Origin of the sequence: Microcoleus sp. LAD1_D5 (genome assembly GCF_036702115.1) — a bacterium.
GTDB lineage: Bacteria > Cyanobacteriota > Cyanobacteriia > Cyanobacteriales > Microcoleaceae > Microcoleus.
Genome location: NZ_JAUBSA010000004.1, coordinates 37,185 through 64,153 on the forward strand (window position 1 = coordinate 37,185; position 26,969 = coordinate 64,153).

Here is a 26,969-nt window from a genome sequence, read left to right on the forward strand (position 1 = left end):
CAACTCGCTACTGAAAAGCAAAATCTCGAAAGCCAATTGCAAGAAACTGTAGCGAAGTCAAGTTACGAAAGTTTACAAAAGCAGTTGAGTGAACGCGAAAGTTCGATCGCTTCTTTGCAGCAGCAACTCGCTACTGAAAAGCAAAATCTCGAAAGCCAATTGCAAGAAACTGTAGCGAAGTCAAGTTACGAAAGTTTACAGAAGGAGTTGAGTGAACGCGAAAGTTCGATCGCTTCTTTGCAGCAGCAATTAGCCACCGAAAAAGAACAGCGGGAACACAAGTTTCAGCAACAGCTAGCCGAAAAATCCAGTGCTCTGGAATCTTTGCAGCAGCAATTAGCCACCGAAAAAGAACAGCGGGAACACGAGTTTCAGCAACAGCTAGCCGAAAAATCCAGTGCTCTGGAATCTTTGCAGCAGCAAGTCGCAGAAAAATCCAGTGCTTTGGAATCTTTGCAGCAGCAATTCGCCACCGAAAAGCAAAATCTCGAAAGCCAATTCCAGGAAACCGTGTCGAAGTCGAGTTACGAATCTTTGCAGCACGAGTTAGCAGAAAAGTCAAGTGCGATCGGCGACTTCCAGGTTCAACTGAGCAAGTTGCAATATCTGGAAAATCAATTGAACCAGAGTGCGGCGATACAGCGGAATTACGACGCTTTGCAGCAACAGTCTCAAGAACAGCTAAGAACCATCAAAGCTTTACGGGAACAGCTAGCTCAAATGCAGGCTGTGGCTGGGATTGGCGAAGCTTATCTCAACAAGTGGCGCCGTCACTGATTCTCTCATCAGCACGGCACAGTCTAACGATCCGGGTGCGCCCGGAGCACTTAACCCCTAAAACGTCCTCTAAACTCGGCCTCCTTCCTCTTGTAGCGATAGATTTCAACCTGTCGCTACAAGAGCTTTTTATTGCAAAATATGAGCATACTATTAAGAAATATTACAATAAATAAATTTATGACAGGCGATCGCACCCCTGAGAGCAAATCCAATCCAGCAGACACTAAGATCCGCGTCACGGTAATTGGAGGCGGCATCGGCGGGCTGACAGCAGCCGCCCTGCTAGCCCGCAGAGGATACAAAGTGCTAGTCTTAGAACAGGCGATCGTCCCCGGAGGATGCGCTTCCACCTTCAAACGCAAAGGCTTTACCTTCGATGTCGGCGCCACGCAGGTTGCAGGATTGGAACCCGGAGGCATTCACCACCGAATTTTCTCAGAATTAGACATAGAACTTCCCGCCGCGACACCCTGCGATCCCGCTTGTGCGGTGTTTTTGCCGGGAGAAACCGCACCGATTAGCGTGTGGCGAGATCCGCAAAAGTGGCAGGAAGAAAGGCAGCGGCAGTTTCCTGGAAGCGAACCTTTTTGGCAATTATTGTCTGCATTGTTCAAAGCTAGCTGGAAGTTTCAAGGGCGCGATCCAGTTTTACCGCCCAGAAACTTATGGGATTTGTGGCAATTAATTCAAGCAGTTCGCCCCGATACTCTAATTACTTTGCCTTTCACTTTTATGACAGTGGGAGATGCTTTGCGGCTGTGTGGGTTGGGCGACAATTTGCGCTTGAGAACTTTTCTGGATTTGCAGTTAAAATTGTATTCTCAAGTTGATACCGAAGAAACGGCGCTACTTTACGCGGCGACGGCTTTAGGAGTTTCGCAAATGCCGCAGGGATTGTATCATCTACAAGGAAGTATGCAGGTATTGAGCGATCGACTTGTAGAGGCGATCGAACGAGACGGCGGCAAAGTCCTGTTGCGGCATACAGTTGAGAGTATTGTCACCGCCAACGGCAAAGCCACCGGTACAGTGATTCGCAATCAAAAAACCGGCGAAGTTTGGACAGAAACTGCCGATCGCATTGTTGCCAACGTCACCGCGCAAAATTTAGTAAAATTGTTGTCAAGCGAGCCGATTCTCGAACATTTAACAGATAATTTAACAGATAATTTATCGGTTAAATCAGAGACTTCAAAGACAAAAAACCAACTCCCAAATCAAATGGCAGGCTACAAATATCGAGTAGATAAATTGCCGCCCGCATCCGGTGCTTTCGTGATATATTTGGGAGTATATGAAAGCGCAATTCCAGAAAATTGTCCGCCGCACCTTCAGTTTCTCTACGATTACGACGGCGAGATTGGGGAGAATAATTCATTATTTGTTTCTGTCAGCCATCCGGGTGATGGCCGAGCACCAAAAGGCATGGCGACAATTATCGCTTCGTCATTTACCAATACTCGAATGTGGTGGAATTCGGCTAATTATGAAGGATTGAAGCAAAAATATACCGCAGGGGCGATCGCCCGTTTGAGCGAATATTTCAATTTGACGCCAGAGTCGATCGTACACCAAGAAGCCGCCACACCCCGCACCTTTGCCCGCTACACAGCGAGAGATAGAGGCGTTGTGGGTGGCCTCGGCCAGCGAATACCAACCTTCGGGCCCTTCGGATTTGCCAACCGCACACCAATTAAAAACTTGTGGTTAGTGGGCGACTCCACCCATCCGGGAGAAGGAACTGCCGGTGTTTCCTATTCTGCTTTAACAGTAGTGCGGCAAATGGAAGCAGAATTTTGATGATTGGGTAATCAGCCCAGCCGCATCTAAATCTTATAGTCAAGTTTGATGAAATTCTTGTGGGGAGTAGGGGTTGGGCGTCTCGCCCGCCCAAAAAGACAATTTAGATGTCCAAGAGCTGATCGTGTTCGGTAAAATAACCGCTATAGGTTTGTAGAAGACTAAAGTCCTCCAAAAAGCTGAGGACTTTAGTCCTCTACAAACCTGATATCAAATTAACCGAAAAAACCTCAGTCTGCACCAGCAAACTGAGGTTTCATAGCGACAGGTTTCAACCTGTCAACTACATTCTCTGACTACTTGATAGAAATCTTTGCGCCCACAGCTTCAAGCTGTTTCTTCATTTCTTCAGCAGCTTCCTTAGCAATAGCTTCCTTAACTGCCTTCGGTGCGGCTTCTACCAAGTCTTTTGCTTCCTTCAGACCCAGACCAGTAATGGCGCGGACTTCCTTCAGAATTGCGATTTTCTTGTCAGCAGGAACTTCTTCCAGCATGACAGTAAACTCGGTTTGCTCTTCTACTGGTTCAGCAGCAGCAGCAGCAGGGCCGCCCATCATCATCATGCCGCCTACAGGAGCAGCAGCGCTGACGCCGAAAGCTTCTTCAATTTGCTTGACCAATTCAGATGCTTCGAGCAAAGTCAAAGACTTAAGTTTGTCCAAGATTTCATCAGTTGCAGTAGACATTTTTTGAACTCCTAGTTCGATTGTAGATTGTGGATTGTGGATTGTGGATTGCTCATTAATTATGAGTTTCTCGTCTCCAGTCATGAGTTTGTTTCTCAAAACTAACAACTCTTGACTCGTGACTAATTACTAATGACTTACGCAGATGTGCTTTCAGCTTCTGCTGGTGCTTCTGCTTCAGCTTGTGCTGGTGCTTCTGCTTCAGCTTGTGCTGGTGCTTCTGCTTCAGCTTGTGCTGGTGCTTCTGCTTCTACTGCTGCTGAATCGCCGTCTTTTTCAGCATAAGCTTTAAGACCGCGAGCGATCGAAGTAGGAACTTGATTGATACCCACAGCCAACTTGGTTGCGACACCGTTGATAGCGCCAGCAATTTGAGCCATGAGTTGTTCTTTCGACGGCAGATCAGCTAATGCTTTAACATCAGCTTCTTTCAGTACCCGTCCTTCCATCACGCCGCCGCGAAGTTCAGTCTTCTTAGAGACTTTTTGGAATTCTTGGTAAGCTTTAATCGCGCCGCCAATATCTTCTTGCACGAACAGAAACGCCGACGTACCTGTTAGCAATTCTTGTATCGGCTGCCAGGTTTCGTTGCCTTCAACCGCAATTCGCATCAGCGTGTTTTTTGCTACTTGGCAACTGCTGCCTTTCGGACGCAAACGCCGACGCAAATCTGTGATTTCAGCAACAGTTAAGCCCGTGTAGTCAATCACGATCGCCAATTGAGATTCGCTCAAGGTTTGCTTGAGGTCTGCAATAATCTCATTTTTTACTGCTAAAGTTTTGCCCATACTTATTTCACCTCCTTTTAGGATCGAAAATTGCCCGTCAAAAACCCCGACCTTCGAGCCGGGGCAGAGAATTAAAAATTAACAAGTCAGAATTAAAAATAGAAAATTTCTAATCTTTGAGTCTTGAGTTTTTATTTCTTCAGCCTCGGCAGGAAATTAAGCGATCGGCACCTGCGGTCTTCAGCTTATTGATTTTTGATTAGGCTATCATCAGAAGGCAGACATTAGCAAGGGTCTAGCGTAAGTCTTGTGAGAGATTTACACAGACAGCCGAAGCTGTCTTTTACCTTCTGCCTTCTGCTTAATTCTTTCTACGCAGCATCAAGTTTGGTATCGCGCAGGGCACTGATATCGACTTCAATCGACGGGCCCATTGTTGCGGATACGTACAAACTGCGCCAGTAGCGACCTTTAGCACCAGAAGGACGGTTGCGGTCAACTGTTTCTTGCAAAGCATGAAGGTTGACCAGCAAATCTTCCGCTGAGAAAGCTGCCTTGCCAAACATAACATGAACGATGCCAGTTCGATCGGCACGGAATTCTAGTTTACCACCTTTAAACTCGTTGATCGCCTGAGCAAGGTCAGTCGTCACCGTGCCACCTTTTGGAGAAGGCATCAAACCACGCGGGCCCAACAAGCGACCCAATTTTGCCACCAACGGCATCACGTCTGGGGTAGCAATCAGGCAATCGAAGTCCATCATGCCCTTCTGAATTTCATCGATCAACTCTTCAGAACCAGCAATATCCGCGCCGGCATTCAGAGCTTCTTTAACTTTTTCGCCCTTAGCAATCACCGCAATTCTGACTACTTGACCAGTTCCTTTTGGTAGCGATACAGTTGTCCGCAACTGTTGGTCAGTATATTTCGGGTCAATTCCCAAACGGATGTGAGCTTCAGCAGCTTCGCCAAACTTAGCGGTTGCTGTTTCTTTCAAAAGTTGCAGAGCTTCCAGTGGTAGATAAGGTCTGTCTTCAACTTTCTTTTGAAGTTCTTGCAGTCTTCGCGATACTTTCTTTGCCATTGTTATCTCCTGGGGTCAGTCGATTTTAGATTTTAGATTTTAGATTTTAGATTGAACCTATCGGACAATCTTAAAATCTATCAGTTTTCGGTTACTAGCGAAGCTTTGCTTCTCCCCCTGAACCGATCGATTTTGGATTTTGGATTTTGGATTTTAGATTGAAGATTTGACCTTCAAAATCCTGAATTACTGACAACTGCCAACTGTCAACTGACAACTGACTTCAATCAGCGATCGCCACGCCCATATTTTTAGCCGTTCCTGCCACAATTTTCATAGCAGCCTCAACATCATTAGCATTGAGGTCAGGCATTTTGGTTTCAGCGATTTCTCGCAACTGAGCCTGTGTAATCGTCCCTACTTGCTTGCGGTTAGGTTCTCCCGAACCTTTAGCAATGCCAGCGGCTTTTTGGATCAAAACCGACGCCGGCGGGGTTTTGAGAATAAACGTAAAACTGCGGTCTTCAAAAACCGAAATTTCTACCGGAACCACTAGACCCGCTTGGTCTGCGGTTCTAGCATTGTACTCCTTGCAAAACATCATAATATTGACGCCGTGCTGACCCAAGGCTGGGCCGATCGGAGGAGCTGGGTTGGCTTTTCCCGCCGTAATCGCCAACTTAATTACTGCAACAACTTTCTTTGCCATTAGTTAGTTCTGTTTCTGAACCTGATTGAACTCCAATTCTACAGGCGTATCGCGCCCAAAAATCGAGAGTAAAACTTTGAGCTTGTTTCGTTCCGGGCTAACTTCAATCACATCACCTTCAAAATCCTTAAATGGCCCGGAAAGTACCACAACGTGGTCTCCCGTAGACATCGATACTTTGACAACTGGTTCTGATTCCTGAGCGTTTCTGAAGATCCGTTCTACTTCCGAATGACTCAGAGGTAGCGGTTTGACGTGACCCCTGCCGCGCCCGTAGCGGCGTTTCTGCTCTGCCCCGACAAAATTAATTACATTCGGGGTATTCTTGATCACCTGCCACGTATCCTCGTCCATAAACATACGGATGAGTACGTAGCCGGGAAAGATTTTTTCATCTGACTGCCGCCTGGAACCGTCTTTGCCGACTTTGATCGCCGGAGTTTGCGGAATTTCGACTTGAACTATGCGATCGGCAACATCCAAAGTTTGAATCCGCTGATCCAAGTTGGCCTTCACCCGCTTTTCGCAGCCAGAGGCAACTTGAACAGCATACCAGCGAGCATCAATCTCCGGCACCTCTGGCGATGCTGCCTGTCCCGTCGCTTCTGTGGAATACTCAGATTCTTCTGATGCAAAAGTCATGGCCCAAACACCTTTCCCGCGCCCCAGTTAAAGAAATTATCCACAAAATAGATCAGGCTTGCTGAGAGGATTACCATCAAAAGCACGGCCAAAGACTCGCTGATTAGCTGCTGCCGGCTTGGCCAAACCACTTTGTCGAGTTCTTCTCTAGTTTCCTTAAAAAAACCCGCAGGATTAAACCCAGACGCCGTTATTTCTTGAGTTTCTTGAGCTTCGTCTTTTTTCGCCACGATTGAATCCCCCTTGCGATTTTAGATTTTAGATTTTAGATTTTAGATGGTGTGAGTGGCCCGCGGCTCTCAGATTTTTTGACACTAACCACTTACGCCCAAGTCCAAAATCTCAAATCCAAAGCCCTCACTTTTTTACAAGCCCAACCCTTCAACGATGTAATTGCCGATCGCCGAAACCGACGATCAAGAAGCCACACCGAGCATTTGTTGATGGCATTTTTTGCGAACCGCCCACAAAAATTAATTCTACCCGAAAGTTTGCGGTTTTGACTGTTGCCAGCCAATAATCCGGGCGCTTTCGGGCAGAATTTAAAGTTTGGTGATTCAGCGCGCCCTGGAGGACTTGAACCCCCGACATCAGGTTTTGGAGACCTGCGTTCTACCAACTGAACTAAGAGCGCACAGGTGAGGTTGCTGAAACTCGCTTAACCCCTAGATTTCTATTTTAACACAGTGCGCTCATAAATGGAAAACTTTTTTTGAAATTTCTCAATTTCCCATGAATCATGAACCAAGGGGAAGCTGGGTGCATTCCTACAGGGAGCGATCGAACCGTTGTTTGACGCGAGTAGCTTTGCCCACCCGATCGCGCAGGTAGTAAAGTTTTGCTCTGCGAACTTTCCCGCGGCGCATCACTTGGATCGTGGCGATGCGGGGCGAGTGAATCAAAAACACCCGTTCCACTCCGACGCCCTGAAACACGCGACGGACCGTGATTGTTTCATTAATCCCGCCGTTACGCATGGCAATCACAGTCCCTTCGTAGGGCTGAACCCGTTCTTTGTTACCCTCTTTAATTCTCACGCCGACTCGCACTGTGTCGCCGACGTAAATTTCGGGGAGAACTTTGCTGAGTTCTACCTTGACTCTATTTATTTCTGCCGTCTCGATTGAACGGATTATTTCTGCGCCTTTCATGGGATTTACCAAAACTCACAATCCCTTATCATATATCGAAATGCCCGTTTTATGTCAAAAAATTTCTATGTTAGATACCTCTGGAGTCGTATTTCTGCAACTAGGGGCAATGGCGGCACTGGCCTTGTACGTCGCCGCCAACTTGGGGGCAAACGATGTCGCTAACTCGATGGGGACATCCGTAGGCTCTAAGGCGCTAACGCTGCGGCAGGCAATAATTGTTGCAGGCATACTCGAGTTTTCCGGCGCAGTGCTGTTTGGGCAAGGAGTTTCCGAAACTCTGGCAACAGGAGTTGTGAATGCAGAAGTGTTCGCGGCCAAACCGCAAGTATTTTTAATCGGGATGGTGTCAGTGCTGATAGCTTGCGGGATATGGCTGCAAATCGCTACCAGTCGAGGTTTGCCCGTTTCTTCATCCCATGCAGTGGTGGGCGCGATCGCGGGTTTTAGCTGTGTTGCAGCCGGAATTAATGCAGTGGATTGGCGAACCATCGGCACCATCTCCCTAACATGGGTGGCGACACCTTTTGCTAGCGGTGCTTTAGCCGCGCTATTTTACAGTGTGGTGAAGTATTCGATTCTCGATCGGCCAGATCCTCTATCTCAAATGCGCGAGTGGATACCTTGGCTGAGTGCAGCACTGCTGAGCGTATTTGGGGTAATTGTACTGCCGTCTGTTGTGAATGTCGCTTTGGTGCAGACAGGGGCGATCGCCGCGGCGCAGGATAGATTTGGGTGGAATCTTCCAATTCACGATATTGTCATTGGCATCGGGGCAATAGCTGCGATGGCCCTCACACTCAATAGTTGGAAAAAATTAGAATCCGTTGAGAAGGAAGAAGAAAGAAGGAAGAAGGAAGAAGGAAGAGGGGATAAGGGATTCGGCCCAAGTACAAACTCCTCCGCCACTCCGAAACTCCGTCACTCTCCCATCGAGCAACAAATGGCGAGATTTCAAGTCTTGAGCGCCTGTTTTGTAGCATTTGCCCACGGTTCCAACGACGTAGGAAATGCAGTTGCTCCCCTAGCTGCGATCGCCTACATCCGGCGCACAGGTTCCTTTCCCTCAGGGGATTTCAGCGTTCCCCTGTGGATTTTAGTCGTCGGAGGGGCAGGAATAGTCATCGGTTTAACCATCTGGGGCAAAAATGTAATTGCCACAGTCGGCGAAAAGATCATCGAACTCCAACCCAGCGGCGGATTTTGCGCGGAATTAGCCACAGCCACCACAGTCTTGCTAGCATCCCGCTTCGGTTTGCCAGTTTCCACATCCCACGCTTTAGTCGGTGCAGTCGTCGGAGTCGGGCTGATCAAAGCTTGGAAAACAGTACGCTTGCAAACTTTGCTGTCAATTGGTTCGGCTTGGTTGGTGACAATTCCGATCGCAGCAGGTTTGGCTGCTATCATCTTCAGCATCGCGCAATCCATTGGGCAATTTTAGATTTTAGATTTTAGATTGAGGCATTTCAGAACAGTCAACAGTCAACAGTCCACTGTCACCGGACTAATCCTTCTGATTGCCTCGGTTGGGATAAACTCGCGAAGGCAAAAACTTCCAAGCCGCAGCATCTGCAGCCCAGTTGCGAAAAATCTTCACTGAAGCGAAAATTTTAGCGAAACGCCAATTATAGCAACGCTTCCAGTCAGGAGGCCACTGGGCGGTTTCGTCAGCGGCTTGCAAAGCTCTGACTTCAGCTTCGAGTGCTGCGGCGTGGCGCTGCATGATGATTTCTAGTTGCAAAAAGTGTTCTTCGGGCGATCGCAATTTTTTGACATCCTAACTACAAGCGTGATAAAGCGTATTCCAGTACAGTAGGGAGACGGCAATGCCCTGTCCCTTGAGTCTCATAAAATTCTGAGGACTTTAGTCCTCACTACAAACGTGATAAAGATTATTTTATTCGACACACAAGCACGCGGGTTCCTCAATCACTTAATTCCTCCTCAAAGCAATGCTTCAGCTTTTGAGCCAGCACCTCAACGTTAGGCTTTCTCAACATAGTAAGATGATTCCCAGGAACTCTAATCACCTCAACTTTTTGGGTCGTTAATTCGCTCCAGCCAAGAGTCGGATCATGATGATTCATGCTTAGCTGTTCCCTCGATCTAAACAGAGTAATTCGCTGCGGATAAATTTTCGGTCGATAGCTGAGAGTTGCTTGACTATTGGCCTGAAATACAGTAAACATCGAGGGAATTGCCAGCTCGCGCCAGCTTCTTTCTTTTGACTCCTGAGATAGGATGCTAACCATAACCGCCTGTTTCCAATTCCAGCGATGCCAAAAATTAGCTGCAAAATTAAGCATCTTATTTAATTTCGGAAATTTGGCAGCAATACCGCCACTTTGAACATTTTCTGCACCAGCCACCAAGCGAAAATAATCTACTACAAAAGGCCAGATAGAGCGCGAAACAGTAGTCAGAATAAACTTGCAACCGTCCCAAAAAGAAGGTTTGTTAGCAGAAACCGGCGCTAAAGTATCCAGCACAGCAAGCAAAGCCACTTCATCCCCTGCTACGAGCAACTGTTGAGCCATCTCAAAAGCAACCAAACCTCCAAAAGACCAACCTCCTAAAAAATAAGGCCCTTTTGGTTGAACGGTACGCAAGGCTGCGATGTAGTCAGCCGCCATGTCTTCAATGCTAGTTAACGGAGAACTTTCGCCGTCAATACCCTTTGGTTGCAGCCCGTAAAACGGTTGGTTTTCTCCTAGCTGATACGCTAACTCGACATAAGGAAACACGACGCCAAAGATGGGATGGATGCAGAAGAACGGGGGATTTTTACCGCGAGGCTTAATTGCAACTAAAGGCGACCATTCCAGAGAATTTGTTCCTGAATTTAGCGCATCTGCTAAACCTTCAATTGTCGGATTTAAAAAAAGAGCAGACAGCGGCAACTCGCGCTCAAATTGCTGGTTAATCTCATTGATGAGGCGGATTGCCAGCAGGGAATCTCCACCCAAATCGAAGAAGTTATCGCGAATGCCAACGCACTCTGCGTTGAGGATTGTGGCCCAAATTTCGGCGAGGGTTGACTCGGTTGGTGTGCGAGGTGCAATGCAGCTTTTATCTATTGAATTGCTAGTTAGATTTCCCGGTGCAGGTAGGCGCAGGCGGTCAATTTTGCCATTGAGAGTTAGGGGCAGAAAATCCATCGTCACAAAAGCATTGGGAATCATGTAATTGGGCAGTTGTTGTTTGAGGAAATTACGCATTTCCACGGGATTAAGCGTCTGATTGTGATTGGGGACGATATAAGCAACTAGGCGTTTGTTGCCAGACAAATCATCCACAGCAACCGCCGCTGTTTCTTTGACTGCTGGATGCTGAACCAGCAGCGCTTCAATTTCTCCCAATTCTATTCGATAACCGCGAATTTTTACCTGTTCGTCAGTGCGGCCTAAAAACTCAATATTGCCGTCGGGAAAATAGCGAGCTAAGTCACCAGTTTTATAAATTCGTTCTCCTGCTTTCTGGCTAAAGGGGTTAGCAATAAATCGCTGGGCGGTTAATTCGGGGCGGTTCAGGTAGCCTCGCGCCAATCCGCTGCCGCCGATGTACAATTCACCGGGAATTCCAACGGGTACAGGCTGTAAATTTTTATCTAAAATATAGAGTTGAGTGTTAGCTATGGGGCGGCCGATTGGCGGTTTTTTGCGTGAAGCGAAGCTATCCCGCAGGGAATCGCCAATTTCGGCCAAACTTGACCAGACTGTCGCTTCTGTAGGGCCGTAAGCGTTAAAAAATCTGCGCCGGGAAGCCCAGCGTTTAACAATATCCGGGGAACAGGATTCGCCAGCACAGATGATTGTTTGCAGTGCGGGAAGTTCGGCGTTTGGAAGGACAGCTAGCAGCGAGGGCGGGAGGGTAGCGTGGGTAATAGCATTGTCCTGCAAAAATTGGATTAATGTTTGTCCGGGCAACAATGATTCTTTCTTGGCACAGTAAAGTGTTGCTCCGGTTCCTAATGCCATGACAATCTCAAAAATTGAGGCATCAAAACTCAGGGAGGCGAATTGCAAAATGCGGTGATTTGAGTTTAAGTTAAAAGCTTCTATTTGAGCTAGGGCTAAGTTGTAGAGTCCCCGATGTTCGATTAAAACGCCTTTGGGTTTTCCGGTTGAACCCGATGTGTAAATGACGTAGGCTAGGTTTTCTGGTAGGATATTTGTAGTTGGGTTTTCTGGGCTTTGTCGGGCGATAATTTCTCTGTCGGAGTCCAAACACACTACTGAAAAAACTCCGTAATTTTCCGGCTGCGTCAAGTTTTTTGCTAGGTGCTGCTGAGTTACCAAAATCGACACCTGAGCATCTTCTAACATGAAGTTAAGCCGCTCTTGAGGATAAGTTGGATCTAAAGGCAGGTAGGCTGCGCCTGCTTTGATAATGCCTAGCAATCCGACGATCGCATCTAAGGAACGTTCTACACAAAGGCCCACTAAAACTTCTGGTGCTGCTCCCAATTGCTGCAAGTAATGTGCAAGTTGGTTGGCTCGGCTGTTGAGTTGGCGGTAGGTTAACTGCTGGTTTTCAAAGGCGACGGCGACAGCATGGGGCACTCGCGCGACTCGATCTTCAAATAGCTGATGGAAACACTGGTTTTGCGGATAATCTCTCTGAGTGTCATTCCAATCGATTAATAATTGCTGGTATTCTGGCGCTGTCAGCAAAGCCAAGTCGCTGAGGTGCTGTTTGGGATTGGCAACAATGGCTTCAAGCAGCGTTTGGAAATGTCCCGCCATGCGCGCAATTGTGGCGCTATCAAATAAGTCGGTGCTGTAGACAAATTGCCCTTGAATACTTCCTGCATCTTCCCACAAGTGGCACTCTAAATCTAGCTTGGCGGTTCCTGCGTCAAAGTCGATCGCCTCGACAGCGATTCCCGGCAATTCTAGCGCTGCTACAGGAGTGTTTTGCAGGCTGAAACTAACTTGAAATAGGGGATTGCGGCTCAACTCGCGATCGGGGTGTAATTCCTCAACCAACTTCTCGAAGGGCAAATCTTGGTGAGCGTAGGCTGCCATTGCGACGTTTTTTACCCGATGCAATAGTTCCCGAAAAGTTGGGTTTCCTGATAAATCTGCACGCAGCACTAAACTGTTGACAAAAAAACCGATTAATGCTTCTATTTCGCTCTGGTTGCGATTGGCGATCGGCGTTCCTACTGCAATATCTATTTGTCCTGTATAGCGGTACAGCAAAGTTTGAAAAGCGGCAAGTAGAGTGATAAATAAAGTCGCGCTTTCTTGCTGGCTCAATGACTTTAGCGCCTCGCTCAAAGCAGGTGATAGTGTTATAAATTGTTTAGCGCCGCGGTAGGAGGGAACCGCTGGTCTTTGCCTGTCTGTTGGTAGATTGAGTGTGGTAATTCCGTTTAACTGCTGCCGCCAATAAGCTAACTGAGTTTCTAATACTTCCCCCTGCAACCATTGGTGCTGCCACTCTGCAAAGTCGGCGTACTGCACGGGCAGTGCGGGTAAGTGCGATCGCTCATTTTTTACAAATGCTGTGTAGAGCGTTCCCAGCTCTCGAATTAGCACTCCTATCGACCAACCATCAGCCACAATATGATGTAAATTCAGCAACAATATATGTTCTGTTTCACTGAGTTGTAACAGCGTTACTTTGAATAACGGCCCGGCTGCTAAATCGAAAGGGCTTTGCGCTGCATCGGTTGCGAGTTGCAGCGCTGCGGTTTTCTGCTGAGTTGGGGAGAGATTTTGTAAGTCAATTGTGGGGAGGGATACGGTGAGAATGGGAACAATAATTTGTACGAGTTCCCCTTCCAAAAGCGTAAAAGTGGTGCGTAAAGTTTCGTGCCGCTGCACAATTTCGTTGAAGGTTTGCTCTAAGGAGCTTAAGTTGAGGGAACCTGTTAAGCGGAGCGCTGTTGAGACATTGTAGAAAGGATTGCCCGGTGCTAATTGATTGAGGAACCAAAGCCGCTGCTGAGCAAATGATGCGGGGAAAACGAAAACATCTGTTTCTTGCTGCATATTTATCTAAACTGTACCCTGTTCAACAGCGCTCATTTTTATTTACTTTCTTGATTAAAAGATGATAGCTTCATCCGCCGACTGTCCCGAGAAATCGCCACTAAAGCAGGAGCTTTAATATTAGCATCGCTCTCTTTTAAACTCTCGACAATCTTAGATAATTCTGCAATTGTCGGCGCTTCAAAAACCCGGCGCAAAGGCAACTCTACCCCGAAAGCATCTCGCACTCTAGAAACAAGCTGAGTCGCCAGCAGCGAATGGCCTCCTAATTCAAAGAAATTGTCCCGGATACCCACTCGCTTTATCCCCAAAACCTCAGCCCAAATTTTAACTAAAACTTCCTCAATAGAAGTATGAGGCGCAACATAACCGCCAGCCCATTCTAACTTAATCGGCTCAGGTGCAGGCAAAGCGAGGCGATCGACCTTTCCGTTAGCCGTCACCGGTAGCGACTCCAGCACCACAAAAGCCGACGGAACCATATATTCCGGCAGTTTTTCTGCTAGATAAGCCTGCAACTGTGGCACTAATTTACGCGCTGCTTTAGCTTGTAAGGGATTGTTAGCATAAGAGCGCCAAGGACGCAAGTTATCGCGTCGGGTTTCTCGCACAAAATCTCTAGTTTCGCCCCGGGCAAACACTACATCGTAGCGCCCTTGACTGTCGGAATTAGACCAACTAATATTAACATTATACGGGACTTCCAAAGCATACCACGCTTCGGGATCTACTCCTAAATCCTCGACTTTTTCCACGGCTTTCTGCAACTGACCTGCTGTTGGAAATTTATCGACAACAGACAGCAATTCTGCCGCCTTAACTGCTGCGATTACCCGCGCATTAGGCACATTAGTAATTCTTAAAACATCCAGTTGATTTTGCAATAATATTTGTTGCACCTTGGTAACAGTCAGATTCTGATTTTCATCCAACCAATCCAGCCGTTTTTCGGCGCCCCACTCCCCTTTTGGCGATGATTTTGGGCGTGCTGTTTCAGATGAAATATGCAGAATCGCATTGTACCGAAAATCAGTTAACTCATTGTGATAAGTACCGCGAATTAATTGAATCTCTACGTCGCCAATCTGCGGAAAGCGCTGCTTTAATGCGCTAAAAAAATCTGGTTCAATAACTAACTCTGTTTCTTGAAAAATTTGCATTTGTACTCGCTGCTGCAACTGTTCGCCAGAGAGAGAAGGTTCGGCTTGATACAGTTGTACGGAAGCGTGAAAAGCTGCCAGCAACGGCAAGCTGCGGACATCTCCGATGAATATAAAGCCGCCGGGAGCAGTTGCTTTCACCGCACCTTCTAGCACCTGCACGAGATAGTCGATATTCGGGAAATATTGCACGACAGAGTTGAGAATTACTGCGTCAAAAGCTGCTGTCTCTACTCCTTCAAAGTCTGTCGCCATTTTCTGAAGCAGCGTTACATTAGCTAATTGTTGATTTGCCAAGTGCTGCTGAATATAGTTGAGCGAAATAGGTGAAAAGTCGGTGCCGCAATATTGAGTGCAGCGAGAGGCAATTTGGAACAGCAACAAACCTGTGCCGCAGCCAATTTCTAACACTCGGCTAGGCTGCAAAGCTAAAATTTGGGCGGCTTGATTGTTCGCCCAGTCGCGCACCTGTTCTGCTGGGATTGGCTGATTAGTATAGCTGCTATTCCAGCCGACAATGTTAAAGGTTGGATCTGACTCAACAGCAGGTTGATTGTAAGTTTCATTGTAGAGCATTTGCCACTGCAAAACCTGTTCGTCTTGCAATTGCATTATTTGGCTTTTTTCGCGGGCAACGCTATATTCTGCATTCAGGGCAATATAAGCTACTAAACGTTTATCTCCCTGTCCATCTTCAGAAGCTATTGCTACAGTTTGCTGCACGGCCGGATGTTGAGTTAATAGTGTCTCGATTTCTCCTAATTCGATGCGGAAACCGCGAATTTTTACTTGTTCGTCCATGCGTCCTAAAAATTCAAGGTTGCGATCGCCTCTGTAGCGCACTAAGTCGCCGGTTTTGTAAATTCGCTCTCCTGAATTTGGTTTAAAATGATTGACAATAAAGCTTTGTGCGGTTAAATCTGGGCGGTTGAGGTAGCCGCGAGCGAGTCCGTTTCCGCCGATGTACAATTCGCCAACAACGCCGATCGCCACTGGCTGCAAATATTTGTCTAATATGTAGATTTGAGTGTTAGCAATGGGGCGACCAATTGTCGGGGCGATGTCTGTTTGCTCTGTTACAGGAATATAACCGGAAGTTGTGACGACGGTGTTCTCGGTTGGGCCGTAATTATTTACTAGCTTAAATGGATGGGATTTTAAAGGATGTTGTTGCAGTTTTTCGCCGCCTGTGAGCAAGATTCGTAACGCTGTTGTTTGAGGCCAATCTAATAGCAAAACTTTCTCGGCTAAAGGTGTTGGCAAAAAGCTAATTGTGATCGCGTTTGATACTAACCAGTTTTGCAGTTTTTCAGGATCTCGCCTGATGTCCTCTTCTGGAAAGTAGATGCTAGCTCCCGCGGCGAGATAAGGCCAAATTTCCCACCCGCAAGCATCAAAGCCGATCGCTGCAATTTGCGTTGCTCGATCGCCCGCTGACACCCCAAACTCTCTTTGATGCCAAAAAACGAGATTTAACAAGCTCCCGTGCTCAATTTCAACTCCTTTCGGCTTTCCCGTGGAGCCAGAGGTGTAAATCGCGTAAACCAGATTTTCGGCCGTGGTTGCGCTGGTGGGATTGTCGGCAATTTCTTGGGAAATCATCTCCCAGTCTGTGTCTAAACAAACTATCTGTAAATTGGGCGAGCGCAAATTCTCTACCCATTGCTGCTGAGTTAACACAACAGATAATTCAGCATCTTTTAGCATAAAGCTCGATCGCTCAGCAGGATAACTCGGATCTAAAATTAAGTAAGCTCCTCCCGCTTTCAGGATACCCAACATCCCCACCATCAGATCGAGCGATCGCCCGCAGCAAAGCCCGACTAAAACTTCCGCCCCAACCCCAATTTTTTGCAAATAACGTGCTAGTTGGTTGCTGCGGAGATTTAGCTCTCGATAGGTGACTCGCTCCTCTCCAAATACCAGCGCCACCGCATCCGGTGTCCGATCGGCCTGCATTTCAAATAGCTGATGGATGCACAAATCTTGCGGATAATTTGCCTGAGTATTGTTGCATTCAACTAACAAATGATCGCGCTCTTTGGCGCTCAAATATTGCAAGTTTGCTATGCGCTGTTCGGGATTTGTCACAATGCTTTCTAACAGAGTTTGAAAATGCCCGATCATGCGGGTAATCGTAGCTTCATCAAATAAATCGGCACTGTAAATAACCATGCCGCTGATGCCCAGAGAGCTATCAACCCACAGCTTATTGCTGGGCGATTGGTTGCTTCCCGAACTGTTGGGCGATCGCTCCCACAAATGAAACTCCAAATCAAACCGCGCTGTACCCACATCTAACTGCTGCGGGCTGAGTGTTAACTCTGGCAATTCTAACCGATTCCCCGGCGCGTTTTGCAGCGCAAACGCCACCTGAAATAAGGGATTTTGGTTCAACGCGCGATCGGGGTGCAGTTCTTCTACTAACTTCTCAAACGGCAAATCTTGGTGAGCGTAAGCTCCTAATGCTACCTCTTTGACTCGGTTTAAAAGTTCCCGAAAAGTTGGATTTCCCGACAAATCTGTACGCAACACCAAACTGTTGACAAAAAACCCGATTAATGCTTCAATTTCACTACGGTTGCGATTGGCGATCGGCGAACCTACAACAATATCTTCTTGCTGCGCGTAATGGTAAAGCAACGTTTTAAAAGCTGCCAGCATTGTCATAAACAGCGTCACTCCTTCGCGCTGGCTCAACGTTTCTAAAGCCTCGCTCAGTTGTTTTGGCAGTTGCCAAAATTGCCTTTTGCCTCGGTAACTTTGAATTGCTGGCCTGGGTCGATCCGCAGGCAAATTTAGCATAGAAATGCCGTTTAATTGGTGTCTCCAGTAAGCAAGCTGCGTTTCTAAAACTTCCCCTTGCAGCCATTCGCGCTGCCATTTTGCAAAATCAGCATACTGGATCGACAAAGCCGGTAAAGGCGAAGGTTTTTCGCTAGCAAATGCCGTGTAAAGCGCGTCTAATTCCTGAATTAGCACTCCGATAGACCAACCATCGGAGACAATATGGTGCATATTCAGCATTAATAAATATTCGGCATCATCTAACTGCAATAATGTGACTCGCAGCAACAAGTCATTCGACAAATTGAAAGAGCGTTGAGCTTCCTCAGTGGTGAGCCTGTTTGCTTCAGTTTGTCGAGATTCCTGTGGCAAGTTTCGCAAGTCCACTACATTAATCGGAAGGTGGAAAGCGGCAGCTATTCTCTGAACAGCTTGGCCCGAAACTACTGCTAAAGTCGTGCGTAAAGCTTCGTGGCGGCGCACAATTTCATTGAAGGTTTGTTGCAGCGCCGAAAAATTGAGCGAACCTGTCAAACGCAATGCTGCGGGAACATTATAGAAGGGATTGTTCGGTACTAATTGGTCGAGGAACCACAAGCGCTGCTGTGCAAAGGAAAGCGGGAGATTTCCGTCCCGCCCCATAGGAACGATCGGTGTAGAAGTAAAACTAGAAGTACGATTAGCTGCTTTTAAAAATGAAACTATTTCGGTTTTTTTCTGAGAAATTTCGGCGCGCAGTTCGGGTGTAATAATTCCTTCTGGAGCGTTGCAGCGCAGGCGAGATCCCTCAATAAAAATATTAATATCTAGACTGCGAAGGTAAGATAAAAACTCAACTAACTCCACCCTGACAGAATCTCTGGCATTTGGCGATGAACTCGATATTTTTGGATCGGGCATTTGGAGTCATCCTGTCATTACTTGGGCAAATCAATCAAAGAAATTCCACCAGCGCACAAGTTAAGAGCTTAACTTACCCCTTGCCGACTGTGGCCTAACCTAAGTATGATTCTGTTTGAATCCGCAACCAAAATCCTACCCAAGGTTTCAGCTTATGCCGTTCATGCCCTTCAATTTCCTGTTTCTATGGCTCGTGGGACTGCTGTCCATCGGCGTACTTGGCGGAGGTATATACATTCTCTATGAATATTACATCGGCGAACTTGTAGGGATTTCCTACTTAGTCAGCGGAGTCTTGATGCTTCTTTGGTCTGTTGGCGGCCGCTTTATCAGTTTGCCGTTGTTCCGCCGCCCCGGTGCTGACGAACCGAAGCCGACGCGGACGGGTACGGTGCAGCGGGTAGAGAGGCCTGATGGCACTATTTTACAAGTAGAATTCTACGGCCCAGAGGACGGACAGCCGATTATCCTCTCACATGGTTGGGGGCCCAACAGTATGGTTTGGTATTACGCGAAACGGCAACTAACCGATCGCTTCCGAGTGATTGTTTGGGATCTTCCAGGTCTAGGAAAATCCACTCGACCAAAAAACAGCGACTACTCCCTAGAAAAATTTGCCCGCGATCTCGAAGCAGTCATTGCCATAGCAGGAACTAAACCTGTTATCCTACTCGGACACAGCATAGGCGGCATGATTTCTCTAACATTCAGTCGGCTTTTTCCAGAACTTCTCGGTAGTCGAGTAGCTGGTTTAATTCTGGTAAATACGACTTATACTAATCCCCTCAAAACCGCTATTTTTAGCGGTTTATTACGCGCTTTGCAAAAGCCGCTGCTTCAACCTATGCTCTACCTCACCATAGCTCTTGAACCCATTATGTGGGGAATGACTTGGCTGAGCTATCTCAATGGTTCACTGCACATCAGTGTAGAATTATCGGGATTTAAAGGCACTGAAACGCGCGGTCAATTAGAGTTCTCAGCTTTTTTATCAGCCTTGGGTTCTCCCGGCGTTCTCGCTCGCGGCACACTGGGAATGCTCAAATTTGACGAAACCAAAACTTTGCCATCAATTGACATTCCTGTGTTGGTGATATGCGGCGATTCAGATATCGCCACTACCCCCCCAGCTAGCCTGCGGATGAAAGCAGAATTACCTCAAGCAGAGCTAGTTACTATACAGAAAGGAGGACACATGGCATTAATCGAGCATAACCAAGAGTTTGCAGAAGCTGTCAGGGCATTCTGCACTGAAATTTCGTGACTAAAAATGTGAGTTAAAATCCTGTATTTTCTGGCTGGGGATACCCTATTTTTCTTCTTAGTCTTAATGTCCCAAACTAAAAAAGAATTTTAGGTAAGTTGATAATAAAGCTTGTCCCCTTGCCCTCTGCACTTTCAACCGCAAGTGTCCCTTTATGGGCTTCAATAATACTCTTTGCTAAAAATAATCCTAATCCCCAGCCGGTTTGCTCCTCGGCACAGATGGTTCGACGAAATTGTTGAAATAGGATGGATTGAGCGTCTAGGGCGATCGGATTGCCTTCATTATGGATACTAAGGCTGATCTGCGTTTCAGTTTGCTGGAGCGTAAGTGTAATCGGCGTAGTAGCATTACCATATTTCACAGCGTTAATTGCTAAATTTTCAATCACCCGCCGTATTTCTTTACGGCTGCAATAAGTCCTAATTTCAGACTCAGCTACCAAAATAAACCGCTCTCCATACGTGAAGCTCAAATCTTGTACTACCTCTTGGACTAGCATCTCAAAATCGCATTCTTCAAATTCAATCTTTAAGCTCTGCCCTGCCCGCAGCCGACTCGCATCCAGCAGATTTTGAATCATCGAATCCACCCGATTGATCGCACTGAGCATCCTCGTCGCCACATCCCTATGGGTGTCTCCTCGTTCAAGCCGCCGCAGAGTTAGTTGAGTTCCCATTTTTACAACACTAATGGGATTTCTGAGATCGTGAGTTAGCGTCACCATAAATAATTCTTGAATATCTCGCAGCGTTTCGGAGAATTGAGTGGCCGCGTCATTAACGGCTTGCTCAATGGAGCCGATAATAATGTCTCGATCCTCCACTCCTAAAGGTGCTTCTTCTTCTAAAACTTGAAATATTACTTGACGGAGGAGGTGATACTCGAAAATTAGGTTAGTCATGGAGTAGTCAGCATACCCGGCCCGTTCATGCCCATGCAGCTTGCCAATTCGGGTACTTTCTACCTCGTCGGCTGTAATTCGGGCAGGTGTCCTGACAATTCTGTTTGAGAGTTCATCTACCAGTTGGTTTAAGTACAGAGGTAGGGAATCTTGCAAGACAAGAGAATTTTGATGCGTTGATGCACCGACTTCCTCACGCGCCCGCTTCTCCCACATCCCCATAATTTTTTCAGAATTTTGTTTAAGACGGTCAGACGCTTGGTTGGACATCGTTTCTAATTTTATGGATGAGTGGCTGTTGAGAGAAGATTTTCTCCCTTATTTATAAGGCCCCGCAAGCAGTTTTGCAAGTATCTAGGCAGCCTCAGCGTTTAGGAGGTTAGCAAGTAACAGGTCTAAATCTCATCGTGAAGCAGGCTTGAATATCAGTTCCCATTGCGGTAATTTCTACCGACAGGGCAGATGCCAATTCCACAAAACAATCCAAATCATCCCGCAATTATGTAATACCGATTTAATGTGAAGTTGCATATATTTCGATCCCCCTAAATCCCCCTTAATAAGGGGGACTTTGACCAAGCTCTTGTCCCCCCCTTATTAAGGGGGGTTAGGGGGGATCAGATTCTATGCAGCCTCATATAAAATTGGTATAAGGCCTTAAAATTCCACATCTTCTCGCTCATTTTCGTCGGTTCTGGGAGTATCCAAACCTTTCGCGGCCCAGCGCATTGTTTCAATGTATTTTGCCAGACTCGCCACAGTCGGAGCCTCAAACAAATTGCTGACCGATAACTCGACTTGCAAAGCGTCTCGGATGCGAGAAATCAACTGAGTTGCTAGCAGGGAATGCCCGCCTAGTTCAAAGAAATTATCGTAGATACTAACCTGCTGTTTTCCCAAAACTTTAGCCCAAATTTTCCCGATCGCATTTTCGAGCTCAGTCCGAGGCGCTACATAATTTTCTGTTATATCCTCGCTGTCTGTATCTATATCAGGCAAGGCGCGGCGGTCTACTTTGCCATTAGGCGTCAGTGGCATATTCTCCAACACTGCATAAGTTGCAGGAACCATATATCCTGGTAACTTTTCTTTCAAAAATTGGCGCAAGTCACTTGACTTTAGATGGTGAATTTCTGATTTTTCATTGAGGCCGTCAGGAATAACATAAGCTACCAAATGTTTATCGTCGGGGATGTCTTCCCTCACAATTACTACTGCTTCGCGCACTTGTGGATGCTGGCACAAAGCCGCTTCAATTTCTCCCAACTCGATGCGGTAGCCGCGAATTTTTACTTGGTCGTCAACGCGGCATAAAAACTCGATGTTGCCGTCAGCTAAATAGCGGCCTAAATCACCTGTTTTATAAAGGCTAGAACCCAATTTTTTGCTAAAAGGATTAGGGATGAATGCAGCAGCAGTTAAATCAGGCTGGTTGAGGTAGCCTTTCGCTAGTCCGTCACCGCCGAGGTACAATTGACCTATAACACCGATCGCCACCGGCTGCAAATCCGCATCGAGGAGATAAATTTGCGTGTTGGCGATCGGGCGGCCGATGGGGATAGATGTTGCGGTTTCGGGTACGTCTTGCACGCAATAATAAGCCGAAAATGTGGTATTTTCTGTAGGTCCGTAAACGTGAATTAATTGAGTGCTTGGGTTTTGTTTTAGAAGTTTTTTAACCCATCTCATATCGACCGCTTCTCCGCCAAACAACAAGCAGCGCAGCGAATTAAAAGCTTGCGGTAAAACTCTAGCAATTTGTTGAAATAAGGCAGTTGTTAAAAACAAAACTGTGATGCCTTGTTGGCGCAGTTCTAAGGCTAAATCGTGAGGCGAAAGGGTAATATTTGTGCTAATTCCCACGAGTTGAGCGCCGTTAAGCAAGGCTCCCCAAATCTCGAATGTGGCTGCATCGAATGAAGCGTTTGATGCTTGGGCAATTTTATCGGTAGGTTCTATTTTTATATAGTTGGTGTTGAGTACCAGCCGATTTACTGCTTTGTGGATGACAGCAACTCCCTTGGGTTTTCCTGTTGAGCCAGATGTGTAAATAACGTAAGCTAGGTTGTCTGCTGTTACGGTGTTGGCGGGATTTTCAGCGCTTTCTTTGGCTATGTGTTCCCAGTCGCGATCGAAGTAAATCACCGAGTTTGAGAAGTCTCGGAAATTCTCAATCAATTTATCCTGAATTAGCAAGACTTTAACTTGAGCATCTTCCAGCATCAAGTTTAGCCGATCGCGCGGATAGCTCGGATCTAACGGTAGGTAAGCTCCTCCCGCTTTCAGTATAGCCAACATCCCGACAATTAGGTCGATCGATCGCTCTGCACAAAGCCCCACTAAAACCTCCGCCCCCACGCCGAGTTTTTGTAGGTAGCGCGCCAGTTGATTGGTGCGACTGTTGAGTTCTCTGTAAGTGATGTGCTGGCTGTCGAAAGTTAGGGCGACATCCTCCAGATGGTGCCGGGCTCGCTCTTCAAATAACTGATGAATGCACTTATTTTGAGGATAATCTGTCCGAGTATCGTTCCATTCTCTGAATAATTGATTCACTTCATCCTCGCTCAATAAAGGTAAGTTAGCGATTCTTTGTTCTGGATTAGCAACAATGCTTTCCAGCAGTGTTTTAAAATGCCTCAGCATTCGGGCGATCGTAACTTCATCAAATAAATCTGTATTGTACACAGCTACGCCTCGGAGCCCTTCCGAATCTTTCCACTGTTCGCCGTATCTGCTCCTAAACTTATCCGCAGCTTCCCACAAATGCAGCTCTAAATCAAAGCGGGTTGTTTGAGTCTCCAAATGGAAAGAACTCAACTTTAATTCGGGCAATTCTAGCTCGTCCACAGGCCCATTTTGCAGCCCGAATACCACCTGAAACAGCGGGTGGCGATTCAACGATCGCTCTGGGTGCAATTCCTCGACGAGCTTCTCAAAAGGCAAATCTTGGTGAGCATATGCTCCCAGGGTTACTTCCCGCACCCGGCCCAAAAAATCTCGAAATGTCGGGTTTCCCGAGCCGTCTGTTCGCAGCACTAAAGTATTGACAAAAAAACCGATTAATGCTTCTATTTCGCTCAGGTTGCGATTGGCGATCGGCGAACCGACAACAATATCTTCTTGTTGCGAGTAACGGTAAAGCAAAGTTTGAAATGCTGCGAGCACTGTCATAAATAAAGTCGCTCCTTCTCGCTGCGAGAGCGCTAAAAGTGCGTCCTTCAGCTTTTTCGGCAGTTCTAAATATTGAGTTTTTCCGCGATAATTTTGCCTAGCTGGTGCAGGGCGATCTGTGGGCAAATTTAACATAGAAATCCCGTGCAGTTGCTGCCGCCAATAAGCTAGCTGAGTTTCTAATACTTCACCTTGCAGCCATTCGCGCTGCCACTCGGCAAAGTCGGCATATTGAAGTGATAATTCTGGCAGGGGAGAGGGCTGTTGATTTATCAAAGCTGTATAAATAGCTTCTAGTTCTCGAATTAGCACGCCGATCGACCAATCATCGGAGGCTATGTGGTGCATATTTAGCAAGAGAATATGCTCCCTATCTGTCAGCCGCAGGATGGTGACTCGCATCAGCGGCCCCCTGGATAAATTGAAAGGGCGAAGAGATTCTGCCGCGGAGAGTTTCTTTGCTTCTGTGTGCCGTTGTTCTGGCGGCAAATGTTGCAGTTCTAATAGTGTTAAATTAGTCTTGAAAGCGGCAGAGATTATCTGCACTGGTTGACCTGATACCGCTGCAAAAGTGGTTCGCAAAGTTTCGTGCCGCTGCACTATTTCGTTGAAGGTTTGCTCTAAGGCTGTTAAGTTGAGCGCACCAGTTAAGCGCAGTGCTGTTACTACATTATAGAAAGGGTTTTCCGGTGCGAATTGGTCGAGAAACCACAAGCGCTGCTGGGCAAATGATGCCGGAAAGACACACACTTCCGCATCCTCAGAAATATTCAGTCTTTCTATATCGTTTGTAAAGGAATTGTCATAAAATTCGGAGGCCATATCTGTTGCTCTTCGGGGATGGGATGTGTTAATTTTTTGATGCGTGGGGTTGGTTTTTGAGGGTGCGATCGTCTCTTAAAACTTTCGCGAGCAAAAGATCGGAACTGTTAACATCATAAATCTGGGTGCGGGAGTGCGGGAGAGACGCGGGCAAAAGAAACCGAGTTTCTGACCGCATGATCAAGTTATCCGTTGAGGGGCTAGGAGTGCCACCCCCCAATCAAATTTAGTCGGCCAACGGACTCTTAGCCTTGTGATTCGGGTGCAATCGGGTGAGTTAGATGCGAGAATTACCGGGAGCAATTCGTGGAGAGGTCAAGCTGTAGTATGATTTCTAATTGCACAAAGTGTTCTTGGGGGGATTCCCTGCGGGATAGCTTTGCTTCACGCAATTTTCTCACATTTCTAGCTTAGCGACTACGATTGATTAAACAGTGTTCGCAATCTCTTAGATCAACTCACTATAACTTGCGACCTGATGCAGGCAAAATACTTAAGAACACTGAACGTGCAGTTTAAATTAGAGGTTATAGGCTAATGGCGCAGCGGAACGTATACTCGTCAAAGGACGAGCCAGAGGATGCACAATCAGCAGAAGAAGTCCTCCACTCAGTAATGCAAGAACTGGACGCTTTGCATCAAAATGTCAAAGGCCAGTTAAATCAAGACATTACTCGGCTGCAAACTGAAAAAAATCACCTGATTGAAGATATTGAAGACCTGCGGGAGCAATATCGCAAATTGCAGTCTCAGCAAATGGAATCTCTGTCTGGGCGATACATTCAGCAGCAGCAATTGTGGCTGAAGCAGTTGGCTCAAGTTTTGGCTCACAATTTGCAGGATTTGTTGGTGCAGCGGTTCAACGAACTCAGTGCTAATTCGGGAAATTCTCTCAGCAGCCCTATTCCCAGCGGCGAGTTCCCGATACCCTTGCCACCGAGCAACTACGACGAACGGGCTTCGCAGTTGCTGGCGGCGCTGGATGAAAGGATCGATCGCAGTTTCCAGATGCTGGAACAAGATTTAACCAGTTACGAAAGCGAGCTTTCGGTGCGGCTCAACAACATGAAAACCCTGGAACTGCAAGGGGAAGAGCTGTTACAAAATCTCGTAAACCGCATCAGGGAAGAACTCGAAGAAGAAGAAGCATATCTTGAGAATCCTTTCGATGCTCAAGATTCCTATGTCGAGGAATCAACTAATTCTGTTAATTCTGTCCGCCCGCATTTTCTGCCGCCAACACCTGCGGAAACGCCGCGAGAACCCGTGCCACAGCCTTCTTCAGCGCCTGCTGCAACTGTTAAAGCATCTTCTCAAGTACAGACAGGTTTGGTGCTGGCTTTGTCTTCGGCGGTGGTATTGTCGCTGTTTAATGTTTGTTTAAGAATTCTGATTAAAGGCAAAAATCCTCGGATGGTTTTTGGGTTGTTTGAATTTCCGGGGGTGGTGACTCCAGGTTTTGGAAATTCTTTGTTGATTTTGTTGATGAGGCTGATCGTAGTGATGGCTTTGATGCCGATATTGGCGACATTTCTGTATCCTTCTGTGTGGAAAGATATTAGGCGGTTGTTCGAGTCGGGCGATCGAGCTTTGTGGAGTAAAGTTTTAGGAAGCGCATTTTTTCTGTTTTTGTCTCAGGTTTTGATTTATTTGGCGATCGGCAATATTCCGGCGGGGATTGCGATTACGATTTTCTTTATTTACCCGATCGTCACCGTACTGGGTTCTTGGATATTGTTTGGCTCTCGCCCTAGCAAAGTCGGCTTTTTCGCGATAGTCGGGATTACCGCAGGTCTGATTTTAGCTGGGTGGCCGAGTTTTGCTGCCCAAGCTCCGGGCGGCGGCAATGTCGGGGTGGGAGTCACGGCGGCACTGGCTTCTGGGATTACCTTTGCAGGTTACGTATTGCTGACGCAAATGGCCGCGGGCAAGCTGCACCCAATTCCATTTAGTTTAGTTAATTTCGCCGCGATTTTTGTATTTTCCTCCCTGAGTTTGTGGGTGCCACTGTCGGAAAATTTTTCTCCTAAAATCGACCAAAATGTTTGGCCGGGTTTGATTTTGGGAGGTGTTGTTTTAGGGGTGCTGACGCTGTTTAGCTATCTTTTGAATAATTTTGCCATCCGCTTTGCGGGGGCAGCCTTAGCGTCAGTAATTGGCACTTTGGGGCCGGCAATGACCGCACTCTTCGGTTTTCTAATTATCAATGAGAAGTTGCAGCCTGTGGCAATTCTAGGCATGGCTGTAGTGACGTTGAGCGTGGCTGCTATGAGTGTAGAACGCATAACGGCTCCTCAAAAGAAGGCTAGTTAAGGCAAGAATTTGGGCGATCGCCCATTCCAAAACCCGGTTTCTTCAAGAAACCGGGTTTCTCTATGCCGAGACAATATCAATAGGCTTATTGCATAAATCTTTGATTGATAGGGAAACCGCAGAGGCAT

17 protein-coding genes, 1 tRNA gene, 1 pseudogene and 1 other annotated feature are annotated in these 26,969 nt (G+C 46.9%); of the genes and pseudogenes, 6 read left to right on the forward strand and 13 right to left on the reverse strand.

Annotation, left to right across the window (positions count from 1 at the left end; all coding sequences use genetic code 11):
• Both QUA70_RS03100 and QUA70_RS03105 read left to right on the forward strand, forming a co-directional pair.
• A pseudogene (locus QUA70_RS03100) lies at positions 1 to 777 on the forward strand (CopG family transcriptional regulator); the annotation flags it as partial.
• Between the two features lie 180 nt (positions 778 to 957).
• Positions 958 to 2,580, forward strand: coding sequence for an FAD-dependent oxidoreductase (locus tag QUA70_RS03105; RefSeq protein WP_333345063.1), 1,623 nt, complete (start codon positions 958 to 960; stop codon positions 2,578 to 2,580).
• 296 nt (positions 2,581 to 2,876) lie between these two features.
• Here the strand turns inward: QUA70_RS03105 and rplL are convergent, their stop codons facing one another.
• The 6 genes from rplL to secE all read right to left on the reverse strand — a co-directional run bounded on the left by rplL (position 2,877) and on the right by secE (position 6,600).
• On the reverse strand, positions 2,877 to 3,266 hold the full coding sequence (gene rplL / locus QUA70_RS03110; protein ID WP_333333904.1) for a 50S ribosomal protein L7/L12: 390 nt from the start codon (positions 3,264 to 3,266) through the stop codon (positions 2,877 to 2,879).
• A gap of 137 nt (positions 3,267 to 3,403) precedes the next feature.
• Positions 3,404 to 4,054 carry a 50S ribosomal protein L10 gene (gene rplJ / locus QUA70_RS03115; protein ID WP_333344966.1) on the reverse strand — a complete coding sequence of 217 codons (651 nt, stop codon included), beginning with the start codon at positions 4,052 to 4,054 and terminating at the stop codon, positions 3,404 to 3,406.
• A 29-nt stretch (positions 4,055 to 4,083) separates the two neighbouring features.
• Positions 4,084 to 4,256, reverse strand: a sequence feature (ribosomal protein L10 leader region).
• A gap of 109 nt (positions 4,257 to 4,365) precedes the next feature.
• Positions 4,366 to 5,079 carry a 50S ribosomal protein L1 gene (gene rplA / locus QUA70_RS03120; protein WP_333333908.1) on the reverse strand — a complete coding sequence of 238 codons (714 nt, stop codon included), beginning with the start codon at positions 5,077 to 5,079 and terminating at the stop codon, positions 4,366 to 4,368.
• Between the two features lie 223 nt (positions 5,080 to 5,302).
• On the reverse strand, positions 5,303 to 5,728 hold the full coding sequence (rplK, locus tag QUA70_RS03125) for a 50S ribosomal protein L11 (RefSeq protein ID WP_006635588.1): 426 nt from the start codon (positions 5,726 to 5,728) through the stop codon (positions 5,303 to 5,305).
• 3 nt (positions 5,729 to 5,731) lie between these two features.
• Positions 5,732 to 6,370 carry a transcription termination/antitermination protein NusG gene (nusG, locus tag QUA70_RS03130; protein WP_333253475.1) on the reverse strand — a complete coding sequence of 213 codons (639 nt, stop codon included), beginning with the start codon at positions 6,368 to 6,370 and terminating at the stop codon, positions 5,732 to 5,734.
• Positions 6,367 to 6,600, reverse strand: coding sequence for a preprotein translocase subunit SecE (gene secE / locus QUA70_RS03135; protein ID WP_333333910.1), 234 nt, complete (start codon positions 6,598 to 6,600; stop codon positions 6,367 to 6,369). Before secE ends, nusG begins: the two co-directional genes overlap by 4 nt.
• A gap of 78 nt (positions 6,601 to 6,678) precedes the next feature.
• Between secE and QUA70_RS03140 the strand changes: the two genes are divergently transcribed.
• Positions 6,679 to 6,873, forward strand: a complete 195-nt coding sequence (locus QUA70_RS03140) for a hypothetical protein (protein ID WP_333410306.1) — start codon at positions 6,679 to 6,681, stop codon at positions 6,871 to 6,873.
• A 58-nt stretch (positions 6,874 to 6,931) separates the two neighbouring features.
• Here the strand turns inward: QUA70_RS03140 and QUA70_RS03145 are convergent.
• Both QUA70_RS03145 and rplS read right to left on the reverse strand, forming a co-directional pair.
• Positions 6,932 to 7,004, reverse strand: a tRNA-Trp gene (locus QUA70_RS03145).
• 133 nt (positions 7,005 to 7,137) lie between these two features.
• Positions 7,138 to 7,521 carry a 50S ribosomal protein L19 gene (rplS, locus tag QUA70_RS03150; protein WP_333047681.1) on the reverse strand — a complete coding sequence of 128 codons (384 nt, stop codon included), beginning with the start codon at positions 7,519 to 7,521 and terminating at the stop codon, positions 7,138 to 7,140.
• A gap of 67 nt (positions 7,522 to 7,588) precedes the next feature.
• Between rplS and QUA70_RS03155 the strand changes: the two genes are divergently transcribed.
• Complete coding sequence (locus QUA70_RS03155) at positions 7,589 to 8,962, forward strand: inorganic phosphate transporter (protein ID WP_333333914.1); 1,374 nt, start codon at positions 7,589 to 7,591, stop codon at positions 8,960 to 8,962.
• A 63-nt stretch (positions 8,963 to 9,025) separates the two neighbouring features.
• Here the strand turns inward: QUA70_RS03155 and QUA70_RS03160 are convergent, their stop codons facing one another.
• The 3 genes from QUA70_RS03160 to QUA70_RS03170 all read right to left on the reverse strand — a co-directional run bounded on the left by QUA70_RS03160 (position 9,026) and on the right by QUA70_RS03170 (position 18,367).
• Entirely contained in the window at positions 9,026 to 9,286 is a 261-nt protein-coding gene (locus tag QUA70_RS03160) for a hypothetical protein (RefSeq protein WP_333333916.1), read from the reverse strand.
• 160 nt (positions 9,287 to 9,446) lie between these two features.
• Entirely contained in the window at positions 9,447 to 13,520 is a 4,074-nt protein-coding gene (locus QUA70_RS03165) for an amino acid adenylation domain-containing protein (protein ID WP_333344970.1), read from the reverse strand.
• A 38-nt stretch (positions 13,521 to 13,558) separates the two neighbouring features.
• Positions 13,559 to 18,367 carry an amino acid adenylation domain-containing protein gene (locus tag QUA70_RS03170; RefSeq protein WP_333344972.1) on the reverse strand — a complete coding sequence of 1,603 codons (4,809 nt, stop codon included), beginning with the start codon at positions 18,365 to 18,367 and terminating at the stop codon, positions 13,559 to 13,561.
• Positions 18,368 to 18,521: 154 nt separating this feature from the next.
• On the opposite strand from QUA70_RS03170, the gene QUA70_RS03175 reads away from it, so the two are divergent.
• Positions 18,522 to 19,631 carry an alpha/beta hydrolase gene (locus QUA70_RS03175; protein ID WP_333324481.1) on the forward strand — a complete coding sequence of 370 codons (1,110 nt, stop codon included), beginning with the start codon at positions 18,522 to 18,524 and terminating at the stop codon, positions 19,629 to 19,631.
• Positions 19,632 to 19,707: 76 nt separating this feature from the next.
• Here the strand turns inward: QUA70_RS03175 and QUA70_RS03180 are convergent, their stop codons facing one another.
• Positions 19,708 to 20,805, reverse strand: a complete 1,098-nt coding sequence (locus QUA70_RS03180; protein ID WP_333344974.1) for a HAMP domain-containing sensor histidine kinase — start codon at positions 20,803 to 20,805, stop codon at positions 19,708 to 19,710.
• 387 nt (positions 20,806 to 21,192) lie between these two features.
• Complete coding sequence (locus QUA70_RS03185) at positions 21,193 to 24,528, reverse strand: amino acid adenylation domain-containing protein (RefSeq protein ID WP_333344976.1); 3,336 nt, start codon at positions 24,526 to 24,528, stop codon at positions 21,193 to 21,195.
• Between the two features lie 537 nt (positions 24,529 to 25,065).
• Here QUA70_RS03185 and QUA70_RS03190 point away from each other — a divergent pair.
• Positions 25,066 to 26,841 carry a DMT family transporter gene (locus QUA70_RS03190; RefSeq protein ID WP_333344977.1) on the forward strand — a complete coding sequence of 592 codons (1,776 nt, stop codon included), beginning with the start codon at positions 25,066 to 25,068 and terminating at the stop codon, positions 26,839 to 26,841.
• Positions 26,842 to 26,969 lie beyond the last annotated feature (128 nt).